Genomic DNA, 13,280 nt, shown 5'->3' with positions numbered 1-13,280 from the left:
GCCGATATCTGTGAGCCCGGCGCTGCACGCGATGCCGTCAAAAGGGCCGCCACCGAGATGGACGGGCTCGACATCCTCGTCAACATCGTCGGCAAAGGCTACCGGGTCTGGGGCGCCGAGCTCACCGCGCAGACGCAACGGGAAGCGCTCGAGATCAACTACCTGCATCACGTGGAGTTTTGCGCCGCGTTTGGTGAGCACCGCATAGAAGCCGGCAAGCCAGGTGCCATCACGATGGTGTCCTCGTTGGCGGGGTTGCGGCCGTTTCCGGGTCAAATCGCCTACGGTGCAGCCAAAGCGGCGCTCAATTCGCTGACCGCCAGCCTGGCTGTCGAATGGGGGCCCCACCAGATCAGGGTCAACGCCGTGGCGCCCGGCGTCGTGCGCACCGATCGCAACACCTGGGAGGGGCAGACGGGCGATGCACTATCCGGATCGATCCCGCTGGGCAGACTCGGCGACCAGGAGGACATCGCGGCCGCAATCGCGTTCTTGTCCTCCGACGCCGCCTCCTACATCACCGGACAGACATTGCTGGTGGACGGAGGGGCCGCCAGCTTCATTCAGTTCTGGCGGCACTAGTGACGTTTACGCTGCATCAATGCGGCGCGCCGTCCGTGCGTATGCACCAGCCATCGGACCAAAGGACTACGCACAGAAGGAGATTGGCATGACGCTTGATCTCAGTCCCGACGAACTCCTGACGACCACGCGCACCGTGCGCAAACGGCTCGACTTTTCGCGGCCGGTGCCGCGGGAGATGATCCAAGACTGCATTGATGTCGCCGTGCAGGCCCCGACCGGCGGGAACAAGCAGACCTGGCATTGGGTGGTCGTCGGCGACCAAAAGGTCAAGAGCGCCGTCGCCGACGTCTACCGGCGGTGCTGGGACAGCACCAGCCACCAAGGAGCCTTACCGAGTTATAACGGCGCCGATCCACGCGCCGGTCGCATGGCCAAGATCCTTGAGTCGGGGCAATACCTCGCCGACAACATCGACCGGTCGCCCTGGCTGGTCATCCCGTGCGGCACTGGCCGCGTGCTCGATCAGCCGACGGTGCCCGAGCAATCCAGGTTCTGGGCATCAGTACTGCCGGCAATGTGGAGCTTCATGCTTGCCGCCCGCGCACGCGGCCTCGGTTGCGCCTGGACATCGGTGCATCTGCAAAGCGAACAGGATGTGGCACAGATCCTCGGTATTCCCTACCCCGAGGTCACCCAATGCGGATTGTTCCCGGTGGCCTATAGCTTGGGGACCGAGTTCCGTCGCGCACAACGCATCCCCGGCGAGGACCTCACTCACTGGGACCACTGGTGATGCGCATATCGGGGATCGCTGCTCGCTCGGACGGATAAAGGAGCCCAGTCAAATGACCACCGATCTGAAGCAAATGTGGGCCGCCGGAAAGCCGACTTTTGGGGGCTGGTGCAGTAGCGGGTCGGCTTTCACGCCCGAGGTCATGGCGGCCGAAGGGTTCGACTTCGTCGGTCTGGACGTGCAGCACGGCTTGTACGGTTACGAGTCGGTGGTATCGGCGATCCGCGCTGTGAACACCACGCCCGCGGCCTCCATTGTTCGGGTTCCCTCACTCGATCCGGCGTTCGCGGGCAAGATATTGGACGCTGGCGCCCACGGCGTCATCTTTCCTGTGGTCGAGACCGCCGATGACGCCGCCGCCGCGGTCAGAGCGTGTCGGTACTACCCGCAAGGGGTGCGTAGTTTCGGGCCGGTACGCGCCGGAGTCCTGTTCGGCCGCGATCCGGACGTGCTCGCCGAACTCGCGGTGTGCATCGTGATGATCGAGACGGCACGCGCCGTTGACAATGTCGACCAGATCGTGGCAGTCGAAGGTGTCGATGCGGTGTTCATCGGCCCAGCGGACCTGGCGATCACCTACGGCATGGCGCCCGCCGGGGCGCCGGTGGCCGGCGTTCATGCAGACGCCATCGAGGCCGTCCACCAAGCCGCCAGCGCAGCCGGCCTGCCAGTCGGGATTTCCTGCCCGAATGCCGAATCGGCGGTGAAGCTCGCAGCCGCGGGCTACAGATTCTTGCCCATCGGCATCGACACCCACTGGGTGACTTCGACCGCGCGCGCCGAGGTCGCGGCTATCCGGCGCGCGGGTTACTGACCCGGTTTGCCCAACTCGGCGGCTGGGCCGGCTGTCGATGCTCGCTGCGCTGTTTCGCCAAGGGCGCCTGTGGATCTCGGCGTGCTCGCGCGGTGTTGGCCAAAGCCGGACGAGTTCAAAGGCTGTTCTCGCACGTGCCGAATGGCTCGCGAGGAAATATGTCGAAGGTATTTCCACATATGTGTTGAAATTTGTGGGCCTGGCGGCCTACCGTGAAGTGACCAATACGACAAGGGGTTTATCGATGGGTTTCATCAGTGCCACCGAGCAGGATCGCAACACTGAGTTGGTGCGCGGCGTGTATGAGGCGCTGTTTGCCGGCGACTTCGCGACCTTCAAGGATGCCACGCGCGACGATTTCCAAGCCGACGTGACGCCGGCGGTGCCTTGGGGTGGTGTTCATCGTGGAGCGGAGGCGATCCGCACCAGTGTGCTCCCTCCGCTGGCGGCGGTGATCGATTTCCCCACCATGCGACTGATCAGCGTTTCTAGCGACGGCGACAATGTCGCAGCGCTATTGACCGCCCGCTCGGTCGGCGGTGAGGAAATCTGGCTCGCCGAACACTGGACGCTCAGCGACGGCAGGATCTCGCACCTGCGGGCCTTTTACTTCGACGCGCGACCCCTCGTATCGCCACCAACCGCGACTGCCCCTTAGCGGGCCACTGCTCGCCGGTTTTGCGCCGACTGTGTCGGCGATTCTCTATCGAATGCCTCCAGGCACCTTTACGCGCATCCGCTATCGGCATACGTGTGCTCGAATATCCACGTGTCCAACGCCTTTCGCGTCCCGGCATTTTCCCACCAGGAACCGACGCACGACAGAAGGGACCCGGCGCCCATCACCTGGTAGCGCACCAACACGTGCAGTTGGAACGAGCGGCTGAACCGGCGCTGCGAGTCAATCAGGTCATCGATGGCACTGTGTCGCGGTTTGCGTGTCCCTCGGTAGACGTCCAGCACTTCTTCGCGCCACCAGGTCTTGGTCTCGTCGTGATTGCGCTGCACCTGTTTGGCCAGCCGCAGCATGGTGTACGGGCCCTTGGCAAGGATGATCGGAATGCGCAGTGGCGCACCGGGGGCGGGGGGAGCGTCACCCGGTGAGATCGGCGGCACCGTGATCGCATGCATCACTTTGGTCACTTGACCAATCAATCTGGACATTCGACCAAAACTTCTGGGCAGATGTGCGATGGTCGAGCCGTCGACAGTTTGAGGAGAGCAAAATGACACATGGTCAGGTTGAGACGACGGTGCTGATGGACAACAACCGGCATCTGCCCCTATCGATGCTCAAGGAGAGAGTTGCCGCCTACGACGCCTCGGGCGTGGTGGATGAGGTCATGATCACCGATCAGCTGACGAGTTGGTTCCCGTTGGATATGTGGACACCCGAGAATTCGGGATTGGCGGCGATCGTTCCGGACGTCGACTCATTCCCAGATCCGTTTGTGGCCGCGGCGCTGACGCTGTCGGCGACGCAGAACATCGGCATCTCGCTGGCCACCGATGCGGTGCGCCGGGGACCCGCTGAGCTGATGCAGTCGATGACCACCTTGGCGAATCTGGCCGGGGACCGTTCATTGACGCTGCAGCTGGGCGCGGGCGAGCGCAAGCAGACCAGGCCGTTCGGGCACAAGCGCACCGAAGGGCTCAAGCGTTTCGAGGACCAACTCCGCTTCATCGATGCGTTCTACAACTCCGATGGCCCGATCACCTTGGAGGGCAATCATTGGAACTTCCAAGATGCCTGGATCGGTGGCGCGAAGTTCAAGCGGCCGCGGGTGTTCGGACTCGGCGGTGGTCCGAAGCTGTTCGATCTGACGACCACCTACGCCGATGGGTTCGCGACGTCGATCCCCAGCACCTGGCCCACGGCGGAGCAGGCTGCGGAGAAGATCGCTGAGATACGAAAGACGGTGGAGGAGAAGGGCCGCGACCCCGAGAAGTTCAAGATAGGCGTTTGGGCGGAGTACCTGCTGCACGACGAGGGCGATGAGCATCTGATCGAGGTTGCGCTGAATAACCAGCTGGTCCAGTGGATGGGCATCATCTTCGGCCGTTTCCCACTGGGGGCATGGGAGAACGAGGGGCTCCCGGTTCCCCTGGGCGATCCCGCGTGGCATTACTCGATCAAGTACGAACCGGTGCAGTGGACCGCGGCCCAGGTGAAGGAGGCGCTGGATCCGTTGCCGCGGGCGCTGTTCGAGAAATGTTTCTACATCGGCACGCCCAAACAGGTTGCCGCGCAGATGCAGCCGTATATCGATGCCGGGGTGAACTGGATCATGCCCACCGACCTGATGTCGTTCATCCTCCCGCTAGAGCAGCTCGAAGGTGCAGCGCGACGCAGCATCGAGCTGTGCGGGCTGCTCAAACAGGGCGTGTAAATGGATACCCGTATCCGCAGGGGCTACGTCGACACCACCGACGGTCAGGTGCACTACCAGAGCTGTGCCGGCAGCGCGGAGGTGCCGATCGCATTGCTGCACATGACCGCCAGCGCGGCGAACTCCTACGACTCGCTCATGACGGAGCTGGCCGGCAGCCACACCACGATCGCCTGCGACACGGTCAATTACGGGCAGAGCTTCCGCACCGACCGGGAACCGTCGGTTCCGTATGCGGCGTCGGTGTGGCTGGAGGCCCTTGACGCACTGGGCTACCAGCGCTTCGACGTCCTCGGTCACCACACCGGTGCATCAATCGCAGTCGAGATGGCCGTTCAGGCACCCGAACGGGTGCGCAGCTTGATCCTCTCCGGCTTCGTCTATACGACGCCGGAGGAGAACGTGCTCTACGCGCAGAATTTCGTGCAGGAGAACCCGATCACCGACTACGGCACCCAGTTGATTGGCGCCTGGACCCGGGTGGTGACAACCATGGACGGCGAGGAGCTGCCCGCGGAGTTTCTGCACCGTGAGACCGTCGGGACGCTCGTTGCCGGCGAGAACTGGGCCTGGGGATATAAGGCGATCTTCGTGTGGAATCCCGTCGAACAATTCAGGAAGGTGACCTGCCCCGTCTTTTTGGCCACCGGTGAACTCGACCGCCACACCATCGGATTCACCGAGCGCATCGTTGCGGACGCGCCGAAGGCAAAGATTCTTACTGCACCGGGCCGCGGTGTCGACTATCTCGACACCTATGCCGGCGAGTTCGCGCCGCATCTGATCGAATTCGTTGACGAGATCGGCGACTAGACGTGGACAACCGAGCAGCCGTGCAAACGATCTATGACGCGGCCGGGATCGGGGATCTGGCCGCCATCGAACGCGTCCTGGCCGACGATGTGGTGCTTTACGAGCCCGTCCACCATCCCGCCGTGCTCGCCCAGGCGCGGCCAAGACCGGGAGTCTGGCGCGGCCGCGACGAGGTAATCCGCGGGGTCGCTGAGGTGTTCTCGGCGCTGAGACTCACCGGGGTCGATCTGGAAACCCTTGTCGTCGATGGAGATCGAGTTGTCGGCCTCCTGGACGTCAAGGACAACGACGTCGCCGCAAAGCCCTACTCGATGCCACTGGCCGAGGTATTTCGCGTGACCGACGGCAAGGTCACCGAAATCCGCGCGTTCTACTTCGATATCAGCCAGCTCGGCCAGCTGGTAACCGAGCAGCCCGACCTATCAGGTAGCCGCAGTAGTTGATGGCCATCCGGAACAGATTGCAAGGGAAAAGGACTGAAGCGCATGGGATGGACAGTGCCGCGGTCAGTGACCATTTCCAGCCGTGGCGGGTGACCGGTCGCCATGGCAGTGGGCCTCTAGGCCATCGACGTCCTAATCCGCATCGGAACCGGACAACTGCGGCTGCAGCCTCCCGCCGATCCGTCCTTGGGCACGGAATCCGGGCACACCGAACCCGAAACCCGTCCGGCCGTCACCGCCGGTTAGTCGGCCCGAAGGCCCGACCCCGTGACCTATCCGTCTCGCACGAATGGGGGCACCGTGCTGATCCAGGATGACCTTTGGCAGGCAGCTTTGGACATTACCTTTCGTGCAATCGGGGACGACTGCGCTCGACGCGCCGGTGTGATAGCCAACGACATCGAACCCGTCGCAGCCCCGGCCGGACAGCTTTGAGCCGTACCGACGCCGTCTCTCATTCGACCGTCGAGAGCGGATATTGCCCAGGTCAACTCCAAAATAGGGCGCATGACCAACTCTCTTGGTCATGCGCCCAGATAGTATGGACCGTTACGATCTTTGCGACCCCTTAATCGTTCCTCGACATTTAACGAAGGCTCATGTCGGAATCGCCTGTAGCAGAAAGAGTGCTGACGCCGAACCAGCTCGCCAAGCGCCAGCAGCTCGTGACGGCCGCCCAGACCGTCCTCCGCCGGGATGGTGTGAACGGCTGTACATCACGGGCGATCGCGCGCGAGAGCGGTGTCAACAACGGCCTGGTGCACTATTACTTTGAGACCGTTGAGGCGATCGTGGACGCTGCGATGTGGCAGCTGGTCGACGAGATCGTTGGCCGTATTCGCATGGCGGCGGACAGATGTGACGATCCCGCCGAACGGTTCTGGTCTGTCGTGGAAGCCCATCTCGATGCGTTCGAGTCGCCCGACGGGCAGACCGTGCTGTGGATGGACTACTGGGTAGACGCGGTGCGTGCTGGTCGCACCGACATCATCGGCCACATCGACGACATGGTCATCAAGGTCCTCACTGAGGCTTTGACGGCAGCTAATGCGCCCGAGCCCAGGACGCGAGCCCGCGCGATCTGCGCCTACGTGACCGGAGCAGCGATCAGGCGCCGAATCCGCCGACAGACCCAGTCAGAGCTGCGTGCCGAGATCCTGACGATGAGCGGCGGCGTCGCTTTCACTGCACGTCGACCACGGAAACGAATGCTGTCGCCACGAGCTCAGTAGTCCGCTGACGGCGGATGCCGGTCGACACCAACGCGATAAAGATGCCCGCCGTTTGCGCGCAGCCCAGCATCAGGTCGTCGATCTCGCGGGGTCCACCTCTGACACCTTGTCGAGCACCGCTTGGACGACCTGACTTGCGAGATCGTCGGGCCGCATCGTGGCGAGCGATCCCTTGACCGCTCGGCCGATGGGCGAACGGGCGACCGAAACGACGACTGCTTCAGGCACGGTTGGACTCCGTACCTAGGTCCGCTTCGGGCGCCTCTAGGTCGGCAAGCAGGCGGAACTTCTGCACCTTGCCGCTGGGTGTGGTCGGCAGTTCCGCGACGAGGAAGATGTGGCGCGGGACTTTGAACGCGGCGAGCGCACATGCGCAATGGGCCTTGAGATCCTCCACGGCGACTTCTGCGCCGCTGCGCAATTGCACCCACGCATAGCCCACCTGGCCCAGCCGTTCGTCGGGCACCCCGGTCGCGGCGGCCCGTTGGACCGCCGGGTGAGTTTGTAACGCCGTTTCGACCTCAACGGGGTCGACGAGCTCGCCGCCTACCCGGTAGTGATCGCTGTGCCGGCCGATGAAGACGATATTCCCTCCGGCGTCGCGCCTTACTACATCACCTGTGCGAAACCAGCCTTCGCCGTTGAATGCCCGCGCGGTTGCGACCGGGTCGTTGTGGTAGCCAAGCATCATCGACGGACCGCGCAATAACAGCACACCCCGTGACCCATCGGACACGGGTCGACCGGTGACCTCATCGACAATCGCGGCGTGGATCCCATCCAAAGGGCGTCCGACCGTTCCGACGGCTACGTCCACCGTGTCGTCGAGGGTGGGCATGATGACGGTGGACGCGGTCTCGGTACTGCCGTACGTATTCAGGCAGGGCGCACGGAATTTCGCGCGCACCCGTCGGCTCAGGTCGGGTGCGAGCGGGGTGATCGCGAACCGGATCTTGGCGAAGTCGATATCATCGACGGCTGGGTCGTTCAATTGATCGATGTAGGTGGTGGGCACGCCGTACACCATCGTCGCTCCCTCAGAACGTATGAGGCGCAATGACTCCGGCGAACGGAACCGCTCCATGAGGACGAGCTTGGCGCCCACCGAGACCATCAGTAGCAGCCCGGCCATGAGGGCATGAACATGGAATAGCGGCAAATACAGTACGACGCAGTCTTTTTCGCTCAGCCGCAAGCGTTTGGCGGTGGCAGCCAGAGTCTCGGTGAACCGATGGCAATGGACAGCGCCTTTGGGCTGGCCTGTCGTTCCCGACGTGTAGAGCATGATTACCGGGTCCAGAGCGTGGTTAACGGCTGGGGCGAATCCGGGCGTGCCACTGGTGAGTTGTTGCCAGGCCACCGTTGTCGGGTCGGTGGACTCGCCGACGACTACAAGCGAAAGTGACTGCGGCACTTGATCGCGCAGCGTGAGGGAATCCGATAGATAGTCCCGGCCGCGGAAAGTGTCGCAGACAATCAGCACCGAGGCCTCAGAGTGGCCGAGCTGAAACAGCGCTTCGGCGGGGGACAGCGCCGTGTTGAGGGGGACCACCACAGCGCCCGCTGAGACCGCTCCGAAAAAGGCTGTCACCCATTCCAATCGATTGGGCATCCAGATCGCGACCCGATCGCCCTTGTTGACCCCGAGGGCGGCCAAGCCTCCGGCCACAGCGTGGCACAGCGCGGCAAGCTCGCGGTACGTGGTTCGTCGGGTTCCGTCGACCACCGCGGTGAGCTCGCCCCATTCGGCGGCTGCTCGATCGAGCAGGCCGTCAACGGTCATCGAATCAGTGCCGACGCCCACCGGTGTCATCGCCCTCTCCTCATCTCCTGCGGCGCGTCAGTGCGCGACCTCGGGAATGGCCCCGGGGTCCATCAGCACGTCGATCACCAGCGGACACGTACGCACCTGGGCGGCGGCGATCGCTGCGGGCACATCAACAACCGAGCTGACGGTGACACCGTCGGCGCCCATCGCGTGGGCAACCGAGGCGAAGGACGGCCAGTCAAACAGCGACAGGGCCGGTGACACCGACTTGTGCACGTATTGGTCGTATTCTGCGCCATAGCTGCCGTCGTTACAGATGACGACGATCAGTGGCAACGAGGCGCGCACAGCGGAGTTCAGTTCGGCGAGACCGTTCATCATGAAGCCGCCGTCGCCGGTGATGAAGACCGTCGGTTCGCCATCGGCGGCACACGCGGCCCCGATAGCGGCTCCCATCCCCAGACCGACCGCACCGAAGGCGGTGGCGAGCACCTCGCTGCGGTAGTCAGGGCCGTAGATATACTTCAACGCCTCGCCCAGGAAGCGCCCACCGTCCCAGACCACCGTCCGCTGGGTGGGTAGCGCGCGATGGAGTTCACTGAGTACCCCGGCAAGGGTGAGCGTGTCGCCCAACTCGGCATCGAAACGCAGATCGACGTCGCGAATACCCGCGCACACCCCCTGCCGGAAGCCAGTGGGCGGCACCTCGCCGGCGTCGAGCCATTTGATGAAGGTGCGAGCGGTCTGCGCCGCGTCGCCGTGGATGGCTACGTCGACGCGCGCATTCGGCCGCTCGACCCGTGTGGCGGCGGCGTCGACGTAGATGACAGCCTTGCCGTCGAACAGCGTCCTGTGGTCGGTCGTCCAGGTGTTCAAGCTGGAGCCGAAGACGATGACACAGTCACTGTCGGTGATCGCTGGGACACCAGCATCGGTCGTCAACGTGCCGCAAATGCCGACACTGCCTTCGGCAGCGGTGTAGAGGTTGCGTGCGCGAAAGGTGGTGGCGATCGGCGCGCCGATCCGTTGGGCAAAATCCAGCACAGCGTCGCGCTGTTCGGGCGGTGTGGCACCGTGGCCGGCTACTACCAGCGGTCGGCGAGCGGTGGCGATCATGCCAACGGCCTGGTCGAGCAGGTCGTCGGAAGGTGCCGGGACGGGTTCACTGGCATCGGCGGCGTGATCGTCGGCATCGACCACCTCCCACGCGAACTCGGTGGGGCAGTTGACGACGACCGGTCGACGCTGTGCGACGGCTTGGGCGATCGCGGTGCGCAGGGCTGCTACCGCTTCAACAGGCTGGCCGACGTGGACGTAGCCGGCGCCGGTCGCCTCGACAAACAGCTCCTGGTCGAGGGACTGCTGGTTGTGGGTGTTGCTGGGGGCGGTGTCACCGGTGATCAACACGAGCGGGACATTATTGCGGACCGCGTCGATCAAAGCCGTTGCGGTGTTGGTGAGTCCGGGGCCTTGGGTCACCGTTGCCACACCCAGACGCCCACTGCGGAGTGCATATCCCTGGGCCATCATGACTGCGCTGGCTTCGTGGACCGCCGAGATGTAGCGACCGCCCTCGGCTTCGACGAACGCATTGGTGAAGAAGAGATTTGCGTCGCCGATGAGCCCGAACATCGTGTCCACTCCACTTGCGGCGAGGGCGTTGGCCATAGCCTCGTGAACAAACATAACCGAGAACCCTCCGCGAATATCTGGACTTGTGCCGACGAAGCGCGGGAGCGCATCGTGTCGCTGGTAGCCCGTTTCGGGGCGGCTGACAAATCTGGCCAGCGCAACGCTACCACTTATCAACATACATGTTGAAACAGGTTCAGACCAGCGTTTGGCCACAGACATGACACCGCCGACTACCCGTTTGTCAACACAGTTGTTGACAAGCCTTCGCCTTGCGGATTACCGTCAGACGGTAAGCGGCGTGGATCGGAGCGCGCGGTTGTTTCCGATCGCCGCCGACGGGTCGGCAGCGTCGCGCCCGGCCCCCGGTAACCGATGACGAGGACGCCCATGGCCACCACAACCGACGACCCAGGCACCCCCGGGCTCAGAATATCCGTGAACGGGCGGGTCGCCGAGGTGGTCATCGACCGGCCCCCGGCCAATGCGCTCGCCCGAAGCACGTACCGCGAACTGAAGGTCGCCTTCGACGGGTTTCGCGAGCGTGACGACATTTCGGCGGTGATTCTCACCGGGTCCGGGGAGCGTGTGTTCTGCGGCGGCCGCGACATCAAGGATCTGCAAGTCGAGCGGTCGCAGCCGCCGACCGTCGATGTGGGTGATCCGCTGCGGCTTGCGCGGGAGGCGTTTTGGGCTGTGCGGCACTGCGCGGTGCCGGTCATTTGCGCCGTCAACGGCGCCGCGGTGGGAGCCGGACTGGCGCTGGTCGCCGTCAGCGATATCGCGTTGGCTTCGGAGACTGCGACATTCGCGCTCACCGAGATCGACGTAGGGGTGCTGGGCGCCGCCTCGTTTGCCCAGTGGATGGTCGGTCCGTCGAAGGCGCGGCGGATGCTGTACACCGCCGAGCGCGTGCCGGCATCCGAAATCCACCGCCGCGGAGGTCTCGAATCTGTTTGTCCCCCAGATGAACTGATGACCGAGGCGCGCAGCCTCGCCGAGACGATCGCGTCGAAGAACCCCACCGCGATACGCATGGCCAAGGCATCGGTGCTGCGGGCGGACACCCTGCCGCTGGAAGCGGCCTATCAGACCGAGCAGGATTACACGCAACATCTTTCGGCCTATGCCGACTCGGCGCAACTGATCGCAGGCTTCGGCCGGTGAGCCCGGCCGCCACTGATCAAACATCTCAGTTGCGATGAAGGGCTACCGGCGATGAAGGTGATTCCGACCGATGAGCTGCCCTGGAAGACCGTTGCCGCCAACGCACGTGTCGGCCATGTGCAGAACAAATATGTCCGGGAAGGGGAGATCCTTCCCGGGGTCGGTTATGCGGCGGACTGTTACAACTACGTCGGCGGCGAGAACGTGTTCACCGCACCTCGCCATCACCACGATTTCGAACAGATCCGCATCTCGATGACCGGGGTGCAGGACTTCGGGCAGGGCCAGGTCACCGAGGAGGGCTGGATCGCGTACTTCCCCGCCGGCGCGTTCTACGGGCCGGAGCACATCGACGGTGCGTCGATCTTCCAAATCCAATGGAGCGACTTCTGGGTGTCGCGCGCCGACCACGACCGCGCCTACGCGGAGCTGTCGAAAACAGGGGTCTTCGGCGGCGGCAAGTACACCTGGGTGGACGCTGACGGTACGGGCCACACCAAAGACGCCCTCAACGCCATCTGGGAGCACGTCTTCAAGCGCGAGTCCTCGTTTCCGCTACCGCGCTACCCGCAGCCCATCCTGATGAACCCGGACGCATTCACCTACCTCGACCGGGGCGACGGCCTGGCCACGAAGGTGTTGGGCCGATTCACCGAGCGTGACCTGACGATCATCAAGATCCGCTGGAGTGAGCGCGCCGCATTCGTGATGCCAGACAACCGCACATATTGCATGTTCACCACAACCGGCACGATCGACGTCGCCGGCCGCCATTACAAACGCCACACCGTGGTGTGGTCAGACTATGGCGAACAGGTGGCAGTGATCGGCGAGCCGGGGGCCGAGGCGCTATGCATCGGGTTTCCCCCCATCGAATTCGAACCCGACCTGGCCGGGCGCGCCAGTGGCCACTAGCCGCCACCACGGCATCAAGTTCGGCACGACGTACCCCACGATGGACCTGGGCACCGATCCCGAGGTGCTTGGTCAGTGGGCCGGCGAGGTAGAGCAAGCCGGCTATGACGAACTATTCATCCCCGAACACGTGCTGGGCGTCAACGTCGCCGAGCGTCCCGACTGGCGTCCGCTGAACCCCACGACGCTCGAAAACGATAAGCCGGTCTATGACCACACCTTCCCGTTCTACGAGCCGTTCGTTGCAATGGGCTATCTAGCGGCGGTTACCCGGCGTATCGGGCTCACCAGCGCAGTGATGATCGCGCCGCAGCGGCAGACCGCCCTGATGGCCAAGCAGGCTGCCATCGCGGATGTGTTGAGTCGCGGGCGAATCCGGTTGGGCATCGGGGTCGGGTGGAACGACGCCGAATTCGAGGCGCTGGGCATGGATTTCACCACCCGTGGTCGACGACTCGACGAGCAACTCATCGTCATGCGCCGGCTGTGGACCGAGGAATCTGTAACGTTCGAAGGTCAATTCGACACCCTGGTGTCTGTCGGCCTCGCGCCCCTGCCGGTCCAGCGACCCATTCCCATCATCGTCGGCGGGGATTCCCCCCCGGCGATGGAGCGCGCGGCGGCGATTGGCGACGGATGGTTCCTCACCCACGCCGCTGCCGAATCTATCGAACGGACACAACGCTTCTGGAATCGCGTCGATGAACTTGGGCGCCGCGACGGAATGATGTTGGTGGGTACGGTCTACCAGGGTGGCCGACAGCCTGCGGAACTGCTCGAGGACATCG

At 63.8% G+C, this 13,280-nt stretch carries 14 protein-coding genes and 1 pseudogene; 11 read left to right on the top strand and 4 right to left on the bottom strand.

What is annotated here, in order from left to right; all coding sequences use genetic code 11:
- The 4 genes from WAN02_RS28335 to WAN02_RS28320 form a co-directional block, all read left to right on the top strand.
- The coding region (locus WAN02_RS28335) for an SDR family NAD(P)-dependent oxidoreductase (RefSeq protein ID WP_422268652.1) at window positions 1-582 on the top strand (582 nt) is incomplete at its 5' end.
- Between the two features lie 88 nt (window positions 583-670).
- Window positions 671-1,318, top strand: a complete 648-nt coding sequence (locus WAN02_RS28330) for a nitroreductase family protein (RefSeq protein WP_422268650.1) — start codon at window positions 671-673, stop codon at window positions 1,316-1,318.
- Between the two features lie 52 nt (window positions 1,319-1,370).
- A complete protein-coding gene (locus WAN02_RS28325; RefSeq protein ID WP_422268648.1) occupies window positions 1,371-2,132 on the top strand; it encodes an HpcH/HpaI aldolase family protein in 762 nt (253 codons plus the stop codon).
- Between the two features lie 37 nt (window positions 2,133-2,169).
- Window positions 2,170-2,790, top strand: coding sequence for a nuclear transport factor 2 family protein (locus WAN02_RS28320; protein WP_422268646.1), 621 nt, complete (start codon window positions 2,170-2,172; stop codon window positions 2,788-2,790).
- 68 nt (window positions 2,791-2,858) lie between these two features.
- Here WAN02_RS28320 and WAN02_RS28315 read toward each other — a convergent pair whose 3' ends face one another.
- Entirely contained in the window at window positions 2,859-3,296 is a 438-nt protein-coding gene (locus WAN02_RS28315; protein ID WP_422268644.1) for a hypothetical protein, read from the bottom strand.
- A 62-nt stretch (window positions 3,297-3,358) separates the two neighbouring features.
- On the opposite strand from WAN02_RS28315, the gene WAN02_RS28310 reads away from it, so the two are divergent.
- From WAN02_RS28310 to WAN02_RS28295, 4 genes are all read left to right on the top strand, one after another.
- Window positions 3,359-4,522, top strand: coding sequence for an LLM class flavin-dependent oxidoreductase (locus tag WAN02_RS28310; protein WP_422268642.1), 1,164 nt, complete (start codon window positions 3,359-3,361; stop codon window positions 4,520-4,522).
- Window positions 4,523-5,335, top strand: a complete 813-nt coding sequence (locus WAN02_RS28305; protein ID WP_422268640.1) for an alpha/beta fold hydrolase — start codon at window positions 4,523-4,525, stop codon at window positions 5,333-5,335. It abuts the gene before it with no gap.
- 20 nt (window positions 5,336-5,355) lie between these two features.
- Window positions 5,356-5,778 (top strand): nuclear transport factor 2 family protein, encoded by a 423-nt coding sequence (locus tag WAN02_RS28300; protein WP_422268638.1) that lies wholly within the window; start codon window positions 5,356-5,358, stop codon window positions 5,776-5,778.
- A 626-nt stretch (window positions 5,779-6,404) separates the two neighbouring features.
- Window positions 6,405-7,010 carry a TetR/AcrR family transcriptional regulator gene (locus tag WAN02_RS28295; RefSeq protein ID WP_422268636.1) on the top strand — a complete coding sequence of 202 codons (606 nt, stop codon included), beginning with the start codon at window positions 6,405-6,407 and terminating at the stop codon, window positions 7,008-7,010.
- A 43-nt stretch (window positions 7,011-7,053) separates the two neighbouring features.
- Here the strand turns inward: WAN02_RS28295 and WAN02_RS28290 are convergent.
- From WAN02_RS28290 to WAN02_RS28280, 3 genes and pseudogenes are all read right to left on the bottom strand, one after another.
- Window positions 7,054-7,238 (bottom strand): annotated as a pseudogene (locus WAN02_RS28290) (acetyl-CoA C-acyltransferase); the annotation flags it as partial.
- Window positions 7,231-8,823 (bottom strand): class I adenylate-forming enzyme family protein, encoded by a 1,593-nt coding sequence (locus tag WAN02_RS28285; RefSeq protein WP_422268634.1) that lies wholly within the window; start codon window positions 8,821-8,823, stop codon window positions 7,231-7,233. The pseudogene WAN02_RS28290 and the gene WAN02_RS28285, both read right to left, overlap by 8 nt.
- A 27-nt stretch (window positions 8,824-8,850) precedes the next feature.
- A complete protein-coding gene (locus tag WAN02_RS28280) occupies window positions 8,851-10,464 on the bottom strand; it encodes a thiamine pyrophosphate-binding protein (protein ID WP_422268632.1) in 1,614 nt (537 codons plus the stop codon).
- Between the two features lie 336 nt (window positions 10,465-10,800).
- On the opposite strand from WAN02_RS28280, the gene WAN02_RS28275 reads away from it, so the two are divergent.
- The 3 genes from WAN02_RS28275 to WAN02_RS28265 form a co-directional block, all read left to right on the top strand.
- On the top strand, window positions 10,801-11,577 hold the full coding sequence (locus WAN02_RS28275; RefSeq protein WP_422268630.1) for an enoyl-CoA hydratase-related protein: 777 nt from the start codon (window positions 10,801-10,803) through the stop codon (window positions 11,575-11,577).
- A 51-nt stretch (window positions 11,578-11,628) separates the two neighbouring features.
- Window positions 11,629-12,492 carry a hypothetical protein gene (locus WAN02_RS28270; RefSeq protein ID WP_422268628.1) on the top strand — a complete coding sequence of 288 codons (864 nt, stop codon included), beginning with the start codon at window positions 11,629-11,631 and terminating at the stop codon, window positions 12,490-12,492.
- A partial coding sequence (locus tag WAN02_RS28265; RefSeq protein ID WP_422268627.1) for an LLM class F420-dependent oxidoreductase occupies window positions 12,482-13,280 on the top strand: 799 nt, incomplete at its 3' end. The genes WAN02_RS28270 and WAN02_RS28265, both read left to right, overlap by 11 nt.

It is taken from the genome of Mycobacterium sp. (genome assembly GCF_049281135.1).
Taxonomy (GTDB): Bacteria; Actinomycetota; Actinomycetes; order Mycobacteriales; family Mycobacteriaceae; genus Mycobacterium.
This window is presented reverse-complemented; position numbering and strand designations above follow the sequence as displayed.